The organism is Metabacillus rhizolycopersici, from assembly GCF_020075705.1.
The window spans coordinates 14,809-32,987 of record NZ_JAIQUM010000015.1 but is presented as its reverse complement, the minus strand read 5'-3'; the positions used below and the strand labels follow the sequence as shown (position 1 = coordinate 32,987).

Annotated in this window: 22 protein-coding genes; 19 read left to right on the top strand and 3 right to left on the bottom strand. The window is 37.2% G+C overall.

All coding sequences use genetic code 11. The annotated features are described in order from the left end of the window. Positions 1-63 precede the first annotated feature (63 nt). On the bottom strand, positions 64-984 hold the full coding sequence (locus K9V48_RS09285) for an alpha/beta hydrolase (protein WP_224138577.1): 921 nt from the start codon (positions 982-984) through the stop codon (positions 64-66). Between the two features lie 438 nt (positions 985-1,422). Here K9V48_RS09285 and K9V48_RS09280 point away from each other — a divergent pair, with 438 nt between their 5' ends. Beyond that, entirely contained in the window at positions 1,423-1,656 is a 234-nt protein-coding gene (locus K9V48_RS09280) for a YqkE family protein (protein ID WP_224138575.1), read from the top strand. Positions 1,657-1,925: 269 nt separating this feature from the next. Here K9V48_RS09280 and K9V48_RS09275 read toward each other — a convergent pair whose 3' ends face one another. Next, a complete protein-coding gene (locus tag K9V48_RS09275; protein WP_224138573.1) occupies positions 1,926-2,843 on the bottom strand; it encodes an aldo/keto reductase in 918 nt (305 codons plus the stop codon). Between the two features lie 243 nt (positions 2,844-3,086). Further along, positions 3,087-3,245 (bottom strand): Z-ring formation inhibitor MciZ, encoded by a 159-nt coding sequence (gene mciZ / locus K9V48_RS09270; RefSeq protein ID WP_111614176.1) that lies wholly within the window; start codon positions 3,243-3,245, stop codon positions 3,087-3,089. Between the two features lie 80 nt (positions 3,246-3,325). On the opposite strand from mciZ, the gene K9V48_RS09265 reads away from it, so the two are divergent. The 18 genes from K9V48_RS09265 to spoVAE all read left to right on the top strand — a co-directional run bounded on the left by K9V48_RS09265 (position 3,326) and on the right by spoVAE (position 18,175). Then, positions 3,326-3,874, top strand: coding sequence for an NUDIX hydrolase (locus K9V48_RS09265; RefSeq protein ID WP_111614177.1), 549 nt, complete (start codon positions 3,326-3,328; stop codon positions 3,872-3,874). Positions 3,875-4,016: 142 nt separating this feature from the next. Further along, positions 4,017-5,183 (top strand): endonuclease Q family protein, encoded by a 1,167-nt coding sequence (locus tag K9V48_RS09260; RefSeq protein ID WP_224138571.1) that lies wholly within the window; start codon positions 4,017-4,019, stop codon positions 5,181-5,183. Between the two features lie 214 nt (positions 5,184-5,397). Next, entirely contained in the window at positions 5,398-6,051 is a 654-nt protein-coding gene (gene spoIIM / locus K9V48_RS09255) for a stage II sporulation protein M (RefSeq protein WP_224138569.1), read from the top strand. Between the two features lie 118 nt (positions 6,052-6,169). After that, positions 6,170-6,643: a ferric iron uptake transcriptional regulator gene (fur, locus tag K9V48_RS09250; RefSeq protein ID WP_224138567.1), complete on the top strand. Its 474-nt coding sequence runs from the start codon at positions 6,170-6,172 to the stop codon at positions 6,641-6,643. Between the two features lie 363 nt (positions 6,644-7,006). After that, a complete protein-coding gene (locus K9V48_RS09245) occupies positions 7,007-7,234 on the top strand; it encodes a YqzK family protein (protein WP_111614181.1) in 228 nt (75 codons plus the stop codon). A gap of 6 nt (positions 7,235-7,240) precedes the next feature. Then, the gene (gene xerD, locus K9V48_RS09240) at positions 7,241-8,134 is read left to right on the top strand and encodes a site-specific tyrosine recombinase XerD (protein ID WP_224138565.1); all 894 of its coding nucleotides are present in this window, start codon (positions 7,241-7,243) and stop codon (positions 8,132-8,134) included. Between the two features lie 326 nt (positions 8,135-8,460). Further along, positions 8,461-9,645 (top strand): phosphopentomutase, encoded by a 1,185-nt coding sequence (deoB, locus tag K9V48_RS09235; RefSeq protein ID WP_224138563.1) that lies wholly within the window; start codon positions 8,461-8,463, stop codon positions 9,643-9,645. An 11-nt stretch (positions 9,646-9,656) separates the two neighbouring features. Further along, positions 9,657-10,484 (top strand): purine-nucleoside phosphorylase, encoded by an 828-nt coding sequence (locus K9V48_RS09230; protein ID WP_224138561.1) that lies wholly within the window; start codon positions 9,657-9,659, stop codon positions 10,482-10,484. Positions 10,485-10,499: 15 nt separating this feature from the next. Then, positions 10,500-11,801 carry a pyrimidine-nucleoside phosphorylase gene (locus K9V48_RS09225; RefSeq protein ID WP_224138559.1) on the top strand — a complete coding sequence of 434 codons (1,302 nt, stop codon included), beginning with the start codon at positions 10,500-10,502 and terminating at the stop codon, positions 11,799-11,801. A gap of 475 nt (positions 11,802-12,276) precedes the next feature. Further along, on the top strand, positions 12,277-13,437 hold the full coding sequence (locus K9V48_RS09220) for a D-alanyl-D-alanine carboxypeptidase family protein (protein ID WP_224138558.1): 1,161 nt from the start codon (positions 12,277-12,279) through the stop codon (positions 13,435-13,437). A gap of 95 nt (positions 13,438-13,532) precedes the next feature. Then, positions 13,533-13,886 carry an anti-sigma F factor antagonist gene (gene spoIIAA / locus K9V48_RS09215; protein ID WP_224138557.1) on the top strand — a complete coding sequence of 118 codons (354 nt, stop codon included), beginning with the start codon at positions 13,533-13,535 and terminating at the stop codon, positions 13,884-13,886. Beyond that, a complete protein-coding gene (gene spoIIAB / locus K9V48_RS09210; protein ID WP_224138556.1) occupies positions 13,883-14,323 on the top strand; it encodes an anti-sigma F factor in 441 nt (146 codons plus the stop codon). Before spoIIAA ends, spoIIAB begins: the two co-directional genes overlap by 4 nt. Positions 14,324-14,336: 13 nt before the next feature. After that, the gene (sigF, locus tag K9V48_RS09205; protein ID WP_111614189.1) at positions 14,337-15,095 is read left to right on the top strand and encodes an RNA polymerase sporulation sigma factor SigF; all 759 of its coding nucleotides are present in this window, start codon (positions 14,337-14,339) and stop codon (positions 15,093-15,095) included. 186 nt (positions 15,096-15,281) lie between these two features. Beyond that, positions 15,282-15,905, top strand: coding sequence for a stage V sporulation protein AA (locus K9V48_RS09200; protein WP_224138555.1), 624 nt, complete (start codon positions 15,282-15,284; stop codon positions 15,903-15,905). Further along, complete coding sequence (locus K9V48_RS09195; protein ID WP_224138553.1) at positions 15,892-16,317, top strand: stage V sporulation protein AB; 426 nt, start codon at positions 15,892-15,894, stop codon at positions 16,315-16,317. Before K9V48_RS09200 ends, K9V48_RS09195 begins: the two co-directional genes overlap by 14 nt. A gap of 14 nt (positions 16,318-16,331) precedes the next feature. After that, positions 16,332-16,787 (top strand): stage V sporulation protein AC, encoded by a 456-nt coding sequence (gene spoVAC / locus K9V48_RS09190; RefSeq protein WP_224138551.1) that lies wholly within the window; start codon positions 16,332-16,334, stop codon positions 16,785-16,787. 15 nt (positions 16,788-16,802) lie between these two features. Next, positions 16,803-17,825, top strand: coding sequence for a stage V sporulation protein AD (spoVAD, locus tag K9V48_RS09185; protein ID WP_224138549.1), 1,023 nt, complete (start codon positions 16,803-16,805; stop codon positions 17,823-17,825). Further along, entirely contained in the window at positions 17,825-18,175 is a 351-nt protein-coding gene (spoVAE, locus tag K9V48_RS09180) for a stage V sporulation protein AE (RefSeq protein WP_224138547.1), read from the top strand. The genes spoVAD and spoVAE overlap by 1 nt, the downstream gene beginning before the upstream one ends. Positions 18,176-18,179: the final 4 nt, after the last annotated feature.

Genomic DNA, 18,179 nt, shown 5'->3' with positions numbered 1-18,179 from the left:
GAGGGAGTAGGCGCTAGAAAATTAAGGCTACCAGCTAAATAGGCGCGGTAGCCTTAACTATGCTTAACAGGTTGACGATTCTAAACCAATTTCATCTAAAAACTTATCGATAATTTCAGCATATTGTTCACGGTTTTCGGTATATGACATGGCATGGGTTCCCTTTTCAGCTATGTATAGCTTCTTAGGTCCTTTCTTTTTTTCGTAAAGTCGTTTTGACATTTCAGCGGGGACGTAATCATCATCTTTACTATGAATAAATAAAACTGGGTTTTCAATATTGGCGATCGCATTGAGGGGGGAAACACCTTTAATTGAGTACCTATCTCGCAGTTGAACAAAAGGCTTTGCAATCGGCATGACCAGGAGACTAGGTACCTTATATTCTACTTTAAGTCGGTATAGTAGCTGTGCTTCAAGCTCTGTGAAGGGGCAATCAGCAATATAAAAATTTGCACCATCCTCTACCATTCCTGCGTAAAGCAAAGATGTAACAGCTCCCATTGATTCTCCGTGAATACCTAAAACGATTGACTCACCGACCTCTTTCTTTAACCAATGAACAACAGATTGAAGATCAAATTTCTCATAATGGCCATAGCTGGTTGTTTTTCCACCACTTTCACCATGTCTACGGTGGTCAAAAATCACAACATTCCAACCTTTTTGTAAAAATAAATTCATGTACTTAACCGAATTAAGACGATTTACCGTAACCCCGTGACAGATAATGATATAACGGTTTGTGTCGTGCGGAGCGATGAGTGAGCCTTTAATTGAATAGCCAAACTGAGATGGAAGCGAGAAGTGTTTTTTCTCTAGAGCATCAAAATCTGCTTGATTATAAAGACCAAATGAAGTTTCACGATCGATTATTTCCTTATCCGATTTCTTCTTTATAAACATCATTTTATTCGTAAAGAAAAAACCGATAATCAAGATATACGAAAGAATAATAAGCAATCCGAGAAATATCTTTTTCATTAAGAAAAACCCCTTTATTTCCGATTGACTCTTATTTTACATGAATATGAAAAATCCTTCCAATGTTACCTAAACACTAAAAAAAGACAAGCATTAAGCCTGTCTTTCATATCACTGTTCGGAATTCTGTCTTTTGGTAGGATGAATCGCTTTTTCTACTTCTTCAGCAGCGATTATCTTTTTAGATGTATCTGCGTTTGGTTTGCCTTTTTGTCCTCGTTGTTTTGCCAAATAAAATCGCTCCTTTCTACTATATAAAATATGTGATGAGAGAACAAATTATACAAATTAGGGGAAGGAGATATAATTTAACCTAAAGTAATGCTTTTCTTTTAGTAAATCTCTTTTCATTTATAAAAAAGTTTTCTATACTTGGTAGTAAAATACTGATGTATGAATAGAATTAGTAAGTGAATATGGATGTAGGGGGCAGCTTGAATGAAAAAGTCAAACAAGAAAAAAGATGATCAAGCAGTATCTGTTTCAGATCATTTAAATAGTGATTTATTAGAACAATTGAAAGCAGTGAAAAAAGGATTAACAAAGGAACAAGAGGAAAGAGAAGCTGCTCTTGAACGCAAAAAAATAGAAGAGCGAAAGCAAAGAGAAAAAAATAAGAGTTTTGAAGAGTTGTTAGGTGAGAGTTCTTTATCATGGAAGGATTTTAAATGAATGATGAACAAAAGCGCAAGCGCTGGATGTCGTGAGCTTATCCACAGTACAAGAATTTTATAGTACGCTAAACGACAAGAACACGGGATCTGTTGGGATCCCGTGTTTTATACTATCAGAATTTGTATGTTTTGTACTTAGTTTTGGTGTCTAGCGCAAGCGTCCTAGCCCCTCTTGGGTCTAAGCCGATCAGGAATTGAAGGTAAAAAACACCTTCTATTCCTGATCGGCTTATTTGCCCGAGGCTGAACAAGGCGCTTGCGCTTTTCTTAGCGATGTTGTTCGTATGTATCTAATTTGAAAAGGTTTTGAAGTCTTTCGTATGTTTCAACAGTTAGTGGTCTAGCTTCTGAAGCTGCCACATTTTCTGTTATTTGCTGTACATTACTTGCACCAGGTATCACCGCACCGACGACATCTTGATAAAGGCAATAGTGCAAAGCCAGCTCTGTTAGAGAGTGTGAAGTGTCTACATTCTCAAGCTCTCCTAATCGTTTTTCAAGCTCTGCCTTTGAATATGAAAGATAACCTTTATCTTGAAGCTTTTCAAGTTTTAATGCGAGTGGCTTTTCTGTTAAAAGTCCTTTTGCTAAAGGTCCACGAGCAATTACGCTGACATGATGTTCTTTTAAAAGTGAAAACCACTCTTCGGGACGTCGATCTAAAAGACTATATTGCATCATAATCGAGACAATGCTTGATTTGTTCAAATATTCCTTAATGACGTTAGGACGGATGGACGAAATACCGTAATAACGAATAATCCCTTCTTGTTTTAACTCTTCAAAAGCTTCGATCGTTTCATCAATATGATCTTCAATCGTACCACCGTGCAGCTGATAGAGATCGATGTAATCCGTTTTGAGACGAAGTAGACTTTGTTTGACTGCTTCTTTTATGTATGCTTTTGAAGGATCCCAGCTCCAACCAGATTTATCTTCCTTCCAACGATTTCCTACTTTTGTTGCTAAAATGATGTCATTGCGACGATGGTTAATCGCTTTGCCAACTAGTTCTTCATTTAAACCAAATTCATATAAATCCGCAGTATCTAAGTAGTTAATTCCCCGATCAATTGCCGCATCTATCAGTGAAACGGCATGTTTTTCTTCTGTGCCAAGTGACATACAGCCAAGTCCTACTTCACTTACATACAAGTCTGATTGGCCAAGTTGCCTTTTACGCATCTGATCACTCCTCTTTTATAAGATAAGAAAGCATAAGTTTTTGTACTTTGCTTTGGTGTCTAGCTCCAGCGCCTAGCCCCTCGAGGTCATAAGCCAATCAGGAATTGAAGGTAAAAACTATCTTCTATTCCTGATTGGCTTATGCTTGTCGGGGCTGAACAAGGCGCTTGCGCTTTTCTTAGTTGTTATCCTAAAATCGAGAGTAGTATAAAAAATGGAAAAGTGCAACTTAAAACACTTGCCTTATTGTTTAGAAACTTTACTAGACTGTTTTAACGTTTTTTCATCATGAAGCCATTCATTTACAGTTGCATACGTGCGGTGATACTCTTTTAGCTTCGTACGAATTTCCCATGCTTTGCCGATAAGCACAATGCCTTTTTCTAGCCGATAGATTTTCATAATGAGGAACCATCCCTATCCATAAAGATATGTTAAAATGGTATGAGTGAAGATAAGCGGATAGAACAGGAGCTGATCAAATGGATCATTTAATAGAAAAGACACTTTCTTCTAAAGAAATATTTAAAGGAAGAGTCATTGATTTATATGTGGAAGAAGTCGAATTACCAAATGGTAAAACAAGTACGCGCGAAATTGTGAAGCATCCAGGAGCAGTAGCTGTTATCGCGATAACACCAGAAGATAAAATTTTAATGGTTGAACAATTCCGTAAGCCTCTTGGACGAACACTAGTTGAGATTCCTGCTGGGAAACTTGAAAAAGGTGAACAGCCAGACGCGACAGCCAGAAGAGAATTAGAAGAAGAAACCGGCTACACATGTAAAGATTTACAACCGCTAATTTCGTTTTATACATCACCTGGTTTTGCAGATGAACTCGTTCATTTATTTATTGCAGAGAATTTGGAGAAGCTAGAGATAGCTGCAGATCTAGATGAAGATGAATTTTTAGATGTAATGGAGGTCACATTAGACGAGGCGCAGGAAATGATTCAAACCAAACAAATTTTTGATGCGAAAACAGCGTTTGCCGTTCAATATTTGCAACTTAAAAAGCATTTCGAATGAACGGAAATAAGCTTTGGTTAGGCGTAAGTGCTCTTCCTCAGTAAATGGATTTAAAGCAGTTTTGCACACTCCAGCTAATAGGACTAAGTTTATCCATCATCCTAGATGTGGCGCTATTAGCTCATAGGGGGTTCGTAACAGCATGAATAGTTATTTTGCTGATTTACATATTCATATTGGTCAAACAACATCAGGGAAACCGGTGAAAATTACAGCCTCACGAACACTCACATTGGAGAATATTTTAGTTGAAGCAAGTGAACATAAAGGGATCGATATCATAGGCGTAATTGATTGTCATGTACCTGAAGTTATCGTTACGCTCAAAAAGCTCATAGAAAATGGTGATTGTATCGAATTAGAAGAAGGTGGCATTCGTTTTCAAAATACAACACTAATTCTCGGTAGTGAGTTAGAAATTTATGACGAATCATGTAAGGGTCCAATCCATGTGTTGGCATTTATGCCCTCGCTTGACAAAATGCAGGAATTTTCCACATGGCTTTCATCTCGGTTAACAAATATTACACTAAGCTCACAAAGAATCTATGAGGTAGGTAAAACACTACAAAAAGTCGTGAAAGAACTAGGCGGTTTGTTCATTCCAGCACATATCTTTACACCACATAAAAGTCTCTATGGGAGTGGAGTAACAACTTCTTTACAGGAAGTTTTAGATGGAAGACTAATTGACGCAGTTGAACTAGGATTAAGCTCGGATACAAGTATGGCTGACCAAATAATTGAATTACATGATTACACGTTTCTAACGAATTCAGACGCCCATTCTCTACCAAAAATCGGGAGAGAATATCAAAAGCTAGCTTTACTAGAACCAAGCTTTATGGAACTGAAAAAAGCATTAGCTAGGGAAAATGGTAGAGGTGTACAAGCGAATTACGGTTTAAATCCTTATTTAGGAAAATATTATGACACGACATGCGAAAAATGTGGATTAAAACCAAAAGAGAATCAACTAAAATGTGAAAACTGTGGTAGCGTACGCTTTGTTAAAGGAGTATCAAATCGTTTAAAGGAATTAGCCGGCAGTACTGATCATAAACGACATCGACCACCATATATACACCAAGTACCACTTCAGTTTATCCCCGGTATCGGTCCGAAGACATTAGAGAAATTGAAGGATATGTTTGGGACGGAGATGAACATTTTACATGAAGTACCTAGACATGAACTAACGAAAGTTGTACAAGAGAAAATTGCAGACTATATAGTAGGAGCGAGAGAAGGTCGGCTTCAAGTTAAATCTGGTGGTGGCGGAACATATGGAAAAGTAACTGGTATATAGCTGAAAGGAGATAGGGGCAACACCTCCTTGTCTCCTCCTTGATAAAAAGATTTGCTAAGAATTTAGAAGGTGGATCAAGTGTAAAGATGAGTTTAATCAGATCTGCTGTCTGTTTTTAGTAGTATACTAGTAATCGAGGTAACAACCATTTTTTAAGCATAGAATATCATCCCTCTCATATACTCTAGTAAGTGAATGACGGGGGGAAATAATCATGCGAAGACAACTGCCAATCAGTGCAATGATAAAAGAGCATCTAAAAGAGCATTTTTCAATATATTTGTTTGTATTTGTTTTATTTTTAATGGGCGTAATATTTGGAGCAATCATAGTAAATAGTATGAATATAAGTCAAAAAGAGGACTTATATTACTATTTAAACCGATTTTTTGGACAAGTTGCTGAAGGGAAAGTAGCTAGTTCGGCAGATATGTTCCAACAAAGCTTTTTTCATAATTTAAAATATTTGGGATTAATGTGGATTTTAGGGATCTCAATCATTGGTCTTCCAGTTATATTAGTGATGCTTTTTATCAAAGGAATGGTCGTTGGTTTTACAGTTGGCTTTTTAGTGAATCAATTGGGGTTAAAAGGATTTTTGTTGTCGTTTGTTACAGTATTACCTCAAAATATCGTACTAATTCCAGCGTTCATCATTATGTGTTCAGTCGCAATTATTTTTTCTTTAAAAATAATTAAACAGCTATTCGTTAAGAAGACAAGTAATTTAGAGGCCCCGTTCACATTATTTATGAGGTATGTTACCATATTTCTCTTTATTGGGATGCTTGCGGTAGTAGCATCAGGATTTGAAGCCTATGCGTCACCACTTTTAATGAAAAATGTAGTAGAGTTTGTGAGTAAATAATAATGATTACTATATAATAATCATTTCTTTTATTAGATTATAATCATTTTAATTGGACACTTTCCTTACCTTTGATATATAATAGTTTTGGGAACGCGGCGAGGGAGGAAGAGTAGTTATGGAAAACCGCATTGATCGGATTAAGAAGCAGTTGCATTCTGCTAGCTATAAGCTAACACCGCAGCGTGAAGCAACTGTTCGGGTATTATTAGAATACGAAGAAGACCATTTAAGTGCTGAAGATGTGTACCTTCTCGTAAAAGAAAAAGCACCCGAAATAGGATTAGCAACTGTATATCGAACGTTAGAATTATTAACTGAATTAAAAGTTGTCGATAAAATAAATTTTGGTGATGGCGTGTCAAGATATGATCTTCGTAAAGAAGGCGCTGCGCATTTTCATCATCATTTAGTCTGTATTGAATGTGGATCAGTCGCTGAAATTGAAGAAGATTTACTTGAAGATGTAGAAGAAATTGTTGAACGTAATTGGAAATTTAAAATTAAAGATCACCGCTTAACATTCCACGGAATATGTGTAAATTGTCAAAAGAAAGAAGATAACGATCAAAAACCAAATAATGAAGATTGACAGAGTCTAACATACGTCGTTAGGCTTTTTTGTCGTTCAAGAACGTAAGTAAAAACGTTGATTTAACTAGCAAGGGGAATTATAAATAATGTAGATTGTTATAAAATTTATGTATAAAGTTTGTCCTTTGGGGCATATCTTTTAATAATCACACTAAATAGTCCTCTTTATAGGTAGGATCCTTCAAAAACAATCTTCCATGTTTATCTTTGGATAATATGAAATAAACCTTGCAGATGGAAGACTTACTCATTAATTAAGAACGCGACGTCCTGTGCTTCGGGGCCGGACGCTTGCGCTGGGCACGAAAACTAAGTGAAAAAATTTATACTTTCTTACGCTTTGAAAAATGGAGGTTTCCCCATGATCCGCTGGTTAAAAACGTTTAGAGATATGCTGAAAGTGTTTATATTATTTACTGGATTTACGATTTTATTCTATTATGCTATCATTTGGGTGAACTCAGAATACGAGGATTTACATCGATACGATCATCCAGAGGGTGCTGCGTTAAAAGTAACAAATATGGTAGACAATGAAGAAGAAAGCTTGATTAACAGATTAATGTTCTTTTTTGACAATGGGGAGTAGACGATTTTGAAGGATCAAATAAAAGATTTTATTCATTATTTAATAGTAGAACGAGGATTATCAAATAACACCATCGTGTCTTATGAAAGAGATTTGAAAAGTTATCAGAAGCATTTAGTGGAAATACAGAAAATTGAAACATTTAACAATGTAGCACGCCTTCATATTATTCAATTTTTAAAATCTTTAAAGGAATCTGGGAAATCCAGTAAAACGATTGCGAGACATACAGCCTCTATACGCTCATTACATCAATTTCTGTTAAGAGAAAAACAAGCAGACCAGGATCCATCAGTATTAATTGAGTCACCTCAAATGGAGAGAAGCTTACCTAAAATCCTTTCCTTGCATGAAGTGGAAAAGCTACTGGAAACACCAAAGCTCACCACTCCATTTGGCTATCGTGATAAAGCGATGCTCGAACTATTATATGCAACTGGAATTCGTGTAAGTGAAATGATTAATTTAGACTTAACGGATGTGCATTTGACAATGGGGTTTATTCGTTGCTATGGAAAAGGAAAGAAAGAGCGAATCGTTCCAATTGGTAGAACAGCTACCGAAGTGATTACAAGTTATATTGAAAAGGGTAGACCAAAATTAGTAAATGCAAAGCAGCCAACCGAAGCGCTATTTGTCAACCATCATGGAAATCGAATTTCACGACAGGGATTTTGGAAAAATTTAAAAAATATTGCATTAGAAGCAAATGTGAACAAAGAGCTTACACCACATACGCTTCGGCATTCATTTGCCACACACTTACTTGAAAATGGTGCTGATTTAAGGGCGGTTCAAGAAATGCTAGGGCATGCTGATATTTCAACAACGCAAATTTATACGCATGTAACAAAGGCTAGGCTAAAGGATGTTTATAATCAGTTTCATCCAAGAGCATAAGAGGGCATCACACATTTGTGGAGATGCTTTTTTATTGCTAGGAATTTATAAAATTCTTGTACTGTGGATAAGCGCACGGCATCCAGCGCAAGCGTCTTATTTGCCCGAGGCTGATCAAGGTGCTTGCGCTTTTGTTTCTTTACTAAAAGTTCAATCAGGATTTGAAAAAATAGATCGTATTTTAAGTTGTCAACTATCATCAAAGAAGTTTATAATGAATGTTGTATTTAAGTTGTCAGACTTCTGACGATTCTTCTGACTCGAATGGAATATTGAGATATAAGGAAGATTATGTATGAGGATAATATGTCAAAGGGAGGATTTACATGTCAAATTATACATATAAACGGATTTTTTTAATCGTACTAGACTCAGTTGGCATTGGAGAAGCACCTGATGCAGACAAGTTTAACGATCTCGGTTCTAATACACTTGGACATATAGCGGAACATATGGGTGGGCTTAACATGCCAAATATGGCGAAGCTTGGTCTAAGTAATATTAGGGAAATAGCAGGAATTCCTGTTCAAGAGCAGCCACTTTCCTTTTACACAAAAATGCAAGAGGCATCAAATGGCAAAGATACAATGACAGGACATTGGGAAATTATGGGTTTGAACATCCAGCAACCATTTAGGGTCTTCCCAGATGGTTTCCCTTCAGAACTACTTAATGAATTAGAAGAAAAAACGGGTCGGAAAATAATTGGCAATAAGCCTGCCTCAGGAACGGAAATTTTAGATGAGCTTGGCGAAGAGCATATGAATACAGGAGCATTAATTGTTTATACATCTGCTGATTCAGTCTTGCAAATTGCTGCACATGAAGAAATCGTTCCTATCGATGAACTATATAAAATCTGTGAACTAGCTCGTGAATTAACACTAGATGAAAAATATATGGTAGGACGTGTGATAGCTCGTCCATTTATCGGTGTGTCAGGGAATTTTACAAGAACAGCAAACCGTCATGACTATGCATTAAAACCGTTTGATCGAACGGTAATGAATGAGTTAAAAGATAGTGGATATGATGTTTTAGCCATTGGGAAAATCTCTGACATATATGATGGTGAAGGTATTACAAAATCAATACGAACAAAATCAAACATGGACGGAATGGATAAACTAATTGAATCCTTGGATATGGATTTTACAGGCATCAGCTTTGTGAACCTAGTTGATTTTGATGCATTATTCGGTCATCGCCGCGATCCAATAGGATACGGAAAAGCACTTGAAGAATACGATAATCGGTTAACAGCAGTTCTCGAACAATTAACAGAACAAGACTTGTTAATTGTGACAGCAGACCATGGAAATGATCCTGTACACCCGGGAACAGACCATACGCGCGAATACGTGCCATTGCTTGTTTACAGCCCAAGATTAAAAGTAGGTAAAGAACTACAAATGAGAGAAACATTTGCTGATGTTGGTGCGACAATCGCTGATAATTTTAATGTCAAAATGCCTGCATACGGAAAAAGCTTTTTGCCAGAGTTGAACTAGGAGGATGCATAATGGATTATAATCAAATTAAAGAAGCAGCAAATTATGTAAAAGTGAAATTTAATGATACACCAAAAGTTGGTTTGATTTTAGGTTCAGGCCTAGGTGTACTAGCGGATGAAATCGAACAATCAGTCAAAATTCCATACGATGAAATACCTAATTTTCCAGTTTCTACAGTTGAAGGTCACGCAGGACAGCTAGTTTTTGGAACACTTAAGGGTGCAAAAGTTGTTGCCATGCAAGGACGCTTTCATTTTTATGAAGGGTATAGCTTAGACAAAGTAACAGCCCCAGTTCGCGTTATGAAAGAATTAGGCGTTGAAACATTGATCGTCACAAATGCGGCTGGTGGAATTAATGAGTCATTCGAAGCGGGAGATTTAATGCTCATTACCGATCACATTAATAACATGGGGGCAAACCCATTAATTGGACCAAACGACTCGAATATTGGAGTGCGCTTCCCAGATATGTCCGAAAGCTACAATCTTAACCTTAGAGAGATGGCAAAAAGTAGTGCAAATGAATTGAACATTAAATTACAAGAAGGGGTATATGTTGGTAATACCGGTCCATCCTATGAAACTCCTGCAGAAATTCGTGCTCTTCGTACATTAGGAGGAGACGCAGTAGGAATGTCGACTGTACCAGAAGTAATCGTGGCGAAACATGCTGGTCTAAACGTTTTAGGTATTTCGTGTATCTCAAATATGGCTGCAGGAATTTTAAATCAGCCATTATCACATGATGAAGTAATTGAAACAACAGAAAAGGTCCGCGTCAACTTTTTAAATCTAGTAAAGAGTATCGTTGAGAAAATCAATAAACTAACATAAAAGGTGAGATTATCGATGAGAATGGTTGATTTAATAGAGAAAAAAAGAGACGGTCACGAATTAACAAAAGAAGAGATCCACCATATTATTAAAGGCTATACTGCCGGTGATATTCCTGATTACCAGATGAGCGCATTGACAATGGCTATTTACTTCCAAGGAATGACAGACCAAGAGCGTGCAGAGCTTACCATGGCGATGGTTCATTCAGGGGACACAATCGACTTAGGTGAAATTAAAGGGATAAAAGTAGATAAGCATAGTACAGGTGGAGTAGGTGATACGACAACACTTGTATTAGGACCACTAGTAGCAGCAGTTGGCGTTCCAGTTGCAAAAATGTCTGGACGAGGATTAGGTCATACAGGTGGTACAATTGATAAGCTCGAATCTGTTCCAGGCTTTCACGTTGAAATTGAAAACAAGCAATTTATCGATCTTGTGAATAAAAATAAGCTTGCTGTCATCGGTCAAAGCGGAAATCTCACACCAGCAGACAAAAACCTCTATGCTCTACGCGATGTAACAGCAACCGTAAACAGTATTCCGCTCATCGCAAGTTCGATCATGAGTAAAAAAATTGCAGCAGGTGCTAATGCCATTGTATTAGATGTGAAAACCGGTGCAGGTGCATTTATGAAAGATTTAGATGACTCAAAGGAACTAGCGAAAGCAATGGTGGACATCGGTAACTTAGTAGGTCGAAGAACGATGGCTATCATTTCAGACATGAGCCAACCATTAGGATACGCAATAGGAAATGCGCTCGAAGTAAAAGAAGCGATCGACACATTGAGTGGCAAAGGACCAAAGGACTTAGAAGAACTATGCATTACACTTGGAAGTTATATGGTCCTGTTAGCTGAAAAAGCTAATTCACTAGAAGAAGCACGCACAATGCTTGTAGAAGTAATGAATAATGGCAAGGCCTTGGAGACGTTAAAAACGTTTCTAGTAGCTCAAGGTGGAGATGGTACCGTAGTCGATCAACCAGAAAAACTACCAGAAGCACGATTTAAAATTGAATTACAAGCACAAGAAGATGGATATGTCTCAGAAATCATCGCAGACTCAGTCGGAACAGCTGCCATGCTACTTGGAGCCGGTCGTGCAACAAAAGAATCACAAATCGACCTAGCCGTAGGACTTGTGTTAAATAAAAAAGTCGGTGACTCTGTTAAGACGGGTGACTCACTTGTAACCATTCACAGTAACCGAGAAAATGTCGATGATGTGAAAAACAAATTATTTAGCAGTATCTCAATTTCTAGCAATGCAGTGAAAGCACCAGAATTGATTTACGCTACAGTGGAATAGAAGGAACTGTTGAACCACAGCACTTAGGGCTGTGGTTTTTTTTATGTAGAAAGATGGAAAATCGGTATGAATGCACCTAGGAGAGATAAACGAACGGCGGAAAAACTCCCGACAATGGTGGGAAAACTACACACATTGGACGAATTCATAAAAAGATAGAAACAAAATACCTAACTTATTTCAATCAACAATTTTGAACAAGCAGATAAGACGTTTTTTACAGATGAAATCTGAATCTACTGTATATAAAATCCTTGTCTCATTGAAAAACAACTATACTGGCAATCTAAAAGGAAGAACGCATGAAAAATCGAGTTTCATCTAATTCAAAATAAACTACACCAACAGCTACCTCTTAAGCAATTCTCAAAAAACACCACACTAATCATTACCAACCAAAAAACTTCCCATTACACTAGTATAATTTCCCTCCTATTGGAAAAAATGGGTATATAAAGAATGGAGGGCTTATGAAATGAAACGGATAATTTCATGTTTTATGCTTATAGCAATGCTTATTTCTGTCACACCAGTGGCGTTTGCCAAAGAGTCTTCTGTCGAACTTGCAGATAGAGCAAAGTCAGCTGTTTTGATCGAACGAGATACAGGGACGATTTTGTACGATAAAAATAGTGATCAAAAGCTACCTCCAGCAAGTATGACAAAAATTATGACGATGCTTCTAATTATGGAAGCGCTCGAAAAAAATCAAATTAAAATGGATGAAAAAGTTCGCACAAGTGAATATGCGGCTTCAATGGGGGGATCACAGATTTTCCTTGAGCCTGGTGAGGAAATGACTGTAGAACAAATGTTAAAAGGAATTGCAATAGGGTCTGGAAATGATGCATCAGTTGCGATGGCTGAAAAAATTGCAGGTTCTGCTGAAGCGTTTGTAGAAATGATGAACAAAAAGGTAGAAGAATTAGGATTGAAAAATACACATTTTAAAAATCCTACCGGGTTACCAGAGGCTGACCATTATAGTTCTGCACAAGATATGGCGCTTATGGCAAAAGAATTATTAAAGTATGAGGAAATCACAAAGTATACAGGAAAATACGAGGATTATTTACGAGAAGGAACGGATAAGAAATTCTGGCTTGTTAATACGAATCGACTTGTTAAGTTTTATCCAGGCGTAGACGGAGTAAAAACTGGATTTACAAATGAAGCGAAGTATTGCTTAACAGCAACTGCGAAAAAAGATAATATGCGTGTTATCGCGGTTGTGTTTGGAGCGGATACACCGAAAGACCGAAATGCACAAGTAACGAAAATGTTAGATTATGCATTTAGTCAATATCAAACACATCCTCTTTTTAAAAAGGATCAAATATTAACAAAGATGAAAGTTAGTAAGGGTAGCGAAAATGAGGCTAATTTAATGACTTCAGAACCAATTTCTATTCTTACAAAAAAGGGTGAAAATGTTGATGATGTGACACAAGAGATTGTGATGAAAAAAGATGTTCGAGCTCCGATTAAACGAGGCGATGAACTCGGATCATTGCAATTAAAAAAGGATGAAAAAATTATCGCTGAAAGCAAATTAGTTGCGGAAAAAAATATTGATGAAGCTAGCTGGTGGAAATTATTTAAACGTGTAATGGGTGATTTTACAAAGTCTAGCTGATGTTGACGAATTTTAACTAGTTTTGTCAGGATGCAGGAAATTAATGTTTCAATCAAGAATGACTCTTTATCCAGAATTTAAGGAGGGGTAAAACCTTGAGTCTAGCGATTGAACTTGATGTGAAAGAAACTGTTTTATGTATACGACTCTCAGGTGAGCTTGATCATCATACTACAGAGGAATTGCGTACGAAAGTAACTGAAACACTAGCAGCAAACCCTATCAAGCATATTTTATTAAATCTTGAAAAATTAGCGTTTATGGATAGCTCTGGCTTGGGTGTTATTTTAGGTAGATACAAACAAATTAAAGCTATGGGTGGCGAGATGGTTGTATGTGCCATTTCTCCCGCTGTAAAACGTTTATTTGATATGTCAGGCTTATTTAAAATCATTCGTTTAGAAGAAGATGAGCAAAAGGCCCTGCAAACATTGGGGGTGGCATCTTGAGAAATGAAATGAACCTTCAATTTTCAGCGCTAAGCCAAAATGAATCGTTTGCAAGGGTTACAGTTGCTTCGTTTATTGCACAATTGGATCCTACAATGGATGAATTAACGGAAATTAAAACAGTAGTTTCAGAGGCAGTAACAAATGCGATTATTCACGGATATGAAAATGATCCAACTGGAATTGTTTATATTACAGTAACGTTGGAAGATGAGGTTATTGAGATGACAATTCGTGATGAAGGTATAGGCATCGCTGATATTGATGAAGCGAGACAACCACTATATACAACGAAGCCTGAACTGGAAAGATCGGGTATGGGCTTTACGATTATGGAAAACTTTATGGATGAAATGAAAGTTGAATCGTTAGAAACAAGAGGAACAACAGTAAGAATGACAAAGCACTTATCAAAAAGTAAAGCTTTAAGCAATTAAAGGGAGACTTGCTATGGATGTGGAGGTCAAGAACGATAATTCAAAAACTCAGTTAAAGGACCACGAAGTCAAAGAATTAATTCTGCGTAGTCAGAAAGGTGATCAAGAAGCACGTGATTTAATCATTCAAAAAAATATGCGTCTTGTTTGGTCAGTAGTTCAACGCTTTTTGAACCGTGGTTATGAACCTGATGATTTATTTCAAATTGGCAGTATCGGTTTGATGAAATCTATTGATAAATTTGATTTATCGTATGATGTGCGATTTTCAACCTATGCTGTTCCGATGATCATTGGGGAAATCCAACGATTTATCCGTGATGATGGTACGGTCAAGGTTAGTCGGTCACTAAAGGAATTAGGCAATAAAATTCGACGTGCTCGAGATGAGCTTTCGAAAACGATGGGTAAGGTGCCTACTGTTGTAGAAATCGCAAACTATCTAGATATTTCTCCCGAAGATGTGGTTCTCGCTCAAGAGGCTGTAAGAGCACCTTCTTCCATCCATGAGACCGTTTATGAAAATGATGGTGATCCAATAACCTTGCTAGATCAAATAGCAGATAATACCGAAACAAAATGGTTTGATAAAATCGTGTTAAAGGATGCAATTCGTGAACTCGATGAACGCGAAAGGCTCATTGTATACTTGAGGTATTATAAAGACCAAACGCAGTCAGAAGTTGCGGATCGGTTAGGAATATCGCAAGTGCAAGTGTCTCGTCTTGAAAAAAAGATTTTACAGCAAATGAAGGATAGAATGGATCAATAGGAAAAGCTGACTCATTAACTGAGTCAGCTTTTCGTCGTTTACCAGGAACGATAAAATTCTAGATTTCCGGATAAGCGTTCATTTTTCATGGTAATTAATGGACTTCTCTTCTATCTTGCATGATTGAAAATAAGCCAATGCATACTACATATACAAACATAACTATCCATTAGGAAGTGAATTTTGATGGAAAAGACAGTGTATATAAGACTTCGTCATCGAATTCAAGTTTATCCTAACGAGGTCATTACGATTGATAAAATCGCACTTGTCGTCGGCGATAAGGAGTTGACGGAAAAAATAAAGCGAATTTTCATTCACAAAATTCAACCGAGTGATAAAAATATGGTGGTTATAGACGTCATGCATGTACTAAAGGAAATACATAAATTTGACCACCAAATTGATACGCAAACAATTGGGGCAGCACAAACGATTGTTGAGATTTTGTATGACAAAAAGAAATTTTCACCATTATTATTTTGTGTTGTGTGGATCTTGTTATTTATCGGTGCCGGTCTAGCTATAATGAACTTCCATGAAGATGTGAGTATGCAAGCTGTTCATCAAAAGATTTACAAAATGGTAACAGGGAAATCAAATGATTATCCACTCCTACTACAAATTCCATATTCATTAGGACTAGGGATAGGGATGGTTTTGTTTTTCAATCATTTATTCAAGAAGAAAATTAATGAGGAACCAAGTCCCCTTGAGGTTGAAATATTTAATTATCAGCTAGACTTAGATCAATATGTGGCGATGAATGAAAACAAGGAGAATTTGAACGAAGTTGATGATAATCGTTAACAGTTTCATTCTAATCATCATTGGTTTAGCAGGAGGACTTGTTGTTGGTTCCGGTTATGTAGCATTCATTTCCGTCCTCGGTATTATTCCAAGATTAACACAGCTAACGAAAACGTATAAATATATTCATGTTTATGAATTGGCGATCATCCTAGGGACTGTCATTTCAGGATGGATGAGTTTGCGAGATACAATACTTTTTCAGTCAGAGTATTGGCTAATCCCGATTGGACTATTTTGTGGAGTGTTTATTGGTATGCTAGCAGCCGCTTTAACTGAGGTATTAAATGTCTTTCCAATCTTAGCAAAGCGAATCGGATTTGGAGATAGAATTGTTATGTTATTAATGGCTATTGTGTTCGGAAAAATAATTGGTTCACTTTTTCATTGGATATATTTTGTGAATCTGTAACAGGAGGAAGTCATATGGAAAAACCTAAAATAAAGGATGATTATAAAAATCAAATTAAAGAATTTCAGCCGAAACCACCATACTTCTTAAATTGCCTTAAGGCATTCATTATTGGTGGGCTTATTTGTATTGTTGGTCAAGGAATACAAAACTTTTACATTCATGTATTTAACTTTTCTGAAAAGGAGGCAAGTAATCCAACAGCGGGAACATTGATCCTACTTTCAGCCCTTTTAACTGGATTTGGTGTTTATGATAAGCTGGGCCAGTTTGCAGGAGCGGGTTCAGCGGTCCCAATTACTGGTTTTGCAAATTCGATGACAAGTGCGGCAATCGAACACCGAAGTGAAGGGGTTGTGTTAGGAGTTGCCACTAATATGTTTAAGCTTGCAGGTAGCGTCATTGTGTTTGGAGTTGTTGCGGCATACGTTGTTGGGATCATACGCTATTTCTATGGAATCGCATTTTAAAGTGAGGTGGCATTAGTGAAATTAACGGGTAAACAAACTTGGCAATTTGAAAATCCATTATTTGTCCATTCGAGTGGAACAGCGGTTGGTCCGATGGAAGCAGAGGGGCCTTTAGGGAAATTATTTGATGTAAAACATAACGAACTACATTGTGGTGAGGCTAATTGGGAGCTTGCAGAAAGAAGATTGATGGAGCAAGCAATTGAACAATGTTTAAAAAAAGGGAACAAAACAATCGATGATATCGACCTGTTATTAGCAGGTGATTTGTTAAATCAAAATGTAACATCTAATTATGTTGCGCGCCATGTGAATGTACCGTTTCTTTGTATGTTTGGTGCTTGTTCAACATCAATGGAAACAGTAGCTGTAGGTTCTGCATTAGTGGATGGTGGATTTGCTAACAATGTGATTGCAGCTACAAGTAGTCATAATGCTACTGCCGAAAGACAATTTCGCTACCCAACTGAATATGGTGGTCAAAAGCCTGACTCAGCAACATTCACAGTAACAGGATCAGGTGCAGTATTAATTAGTAAGGAAGTAAGCAATATTAGAATAACTTCAGCTACGATAGGAAAGGTAGCCGATTTAGGGATAAAAGATCCGTTTGATATGGGCTCTGCGATGGCACCGGCTGCTGCCGATACAATTGCACAGCACTTAAAGGATTTAAATCGCACACCTGATGATTACGATTTGTTTCTAACAGGAGATTTATCGGGAGTAGGAAGTCCAATTGCTAAAGAGATGTTAAAAGAAGAAGGATATGATGTTCATGACAAGTATAATGACTGTGGTTTAATCGTTTTTCGACCTGATCAGCCAGTGTTTGCAGGTGGAAGTGGATGTGCCTGTTCAGCGGTCGTAACGTACGCTCATATTTTTAATGAACTTCAACTAGGTAATTTAAATCGCGTATTTGTTGTTGCGACTGGTGCTTTATTAAGCCCGACAATGATTCAACAAAAAGAATCAATCCCAACCATCGCACATGGTGTTGTATTTGAGAGAACCGATTGGAGTGTGAGTAGCTAATGGAGTACTTATTAGCATTTGTAGTCGGAGGCGCCATTTGTGTGGTCGGACAATTGCTTTTAGATATTTTTAAATTTACACCCGCACATGTGATGAGTACCTTTGTTGTATCAGGAGCTATTTTAGATGGTTTTGGTCTTTATGATAAATTGATTGATTTTGCAGGAGCAGGTGCAACTGTACCAATCACAAGTTTCGGACATTCATTACTCCATGGAGCGATGGCACAAGCGAAGGAACATGGTTTTATTGGCATCGGGATAGGTATTTTTGAATTAACCTCTGCAGGTATTTCAGCAGCTATTTTATTTGCATTTATAATGGCCCTTATTTTTAAACCGAAAGGATAGGATG

Coding starts and splice junctions, on each gene's coding strand:
- K9V48_RS09285 (WP_224138577.1), bottom strand. CDS start 984: ATGAAAAAGATATTTCTCGGATTGCTTATTATTCTTTCGTATATCTTG.
- K9V48_RS09280 (WP_224138575.1), top strand. CDS start 1,423: ATGAAAAAGTCAAACAAGAAAAAAGATGATCAAGCAGTATCTGTTTCA.
- K9V48_RS09275 (WP_224138573.1), bottom strand. CDS start 2,843: ATGCGTAAAAGGCAACTTGGCCAATCAGACTTGTATGTAAGTGAAGTA.
- mciZ (WP_111614176.1), bottom strand. CDS start 3,245: ATGAAAATCTATCGGCTAGAAAAAGGCATTGTGCTTATCGGCAAAGCA.
- K9V48_RS09265 (WP_111614177.1), top strand. CDS start 3,326: ATGGATCATTTAATAGAAAAGACACTTTCTTCTAAAGAAATATTTAAA.
- K9V48_RS09260 (WP_224138571.1), top strand. CDS start 4,017: ATGAATAGTTATTTTGCTGATTTACATATTCATATTGGTCAAACAACA.
- spoIIM (WP_224138569.1), top strand. CDS start 5,398: ATGCGAAGACAACTGCCAATCAGTGCAATGATAAAAGAGCATCTAAAA.
- fur (WP_224138567.1), top strand. CDS start 6,170: ATGGAAAACCGCATTGATCGGATTAAGAAGCAGTTGCATTCTGCTAGC.
- K9V48_RS09245 (WP_111614181.1), top strand. CDS start 7,007: ATGATCCGCTGGTTAAAAACGTTTAGAGATATGCTGAAAGTGTTTATA.
- deoB (WP_224138563.1), top strand. CDS start 8,461: ATGTCAAATTATACATATAAACGGATTTTTTTAATCGTACTAGACTCA.
- K9V48_RS09230 (WP_224138561.1), top strand. CDS start 9,657: ATGGATTATAATCAAATTAAAGAAGCAGCAAATTATGTAAAAGTGAAA.
- K9V48_RS09225 (WP_224138559.1), top strand. CDS start 10,500: ATGAGAATGGTTGATTTAATAGAGAAAAAAAGAGACGGTCACGAATTA.
- K9V48_RS09220 (WP_224138558.1), top strand. CDS start 12,277: ATGAAACGGATAATTTCATGTTTTATGCTTATAGCAATGCTTATTTCT.
- sigF (WP_111614189.1), top strand. CDS start 14,337: ATGGATGTGGAGGTCAAGAACGATAATTCAAAAACTCAGTTAAAGGAC.
- K9V48_RS09200 (WP_224138555.1), top strand. CDS start 15,282: ATGGAAAAGACAGTGTATATAAGACTTCGTCATCGAATTCAAGTTTAT.
- K9V48_RS09195 (WP_224138553.1), top strand. CDS start 15,892: ATGATAATCGTTAACAGTTTCATTCTAATCATCATTGGTTTAGCAGGA.
- spoVAC (WP_224138551.1), top strand. CDS start 16,332: ATGGAAAAACCTAAAATAAAGGATGATTATAAAAATCAAATTAAAGAA.
- spoVAE (WP_224138547.1), top strand. CDS start 17,825: ATGGAGTACTTATTAGCATTTGTAGTCGGAGGCGCCATTTGTGTGGTC.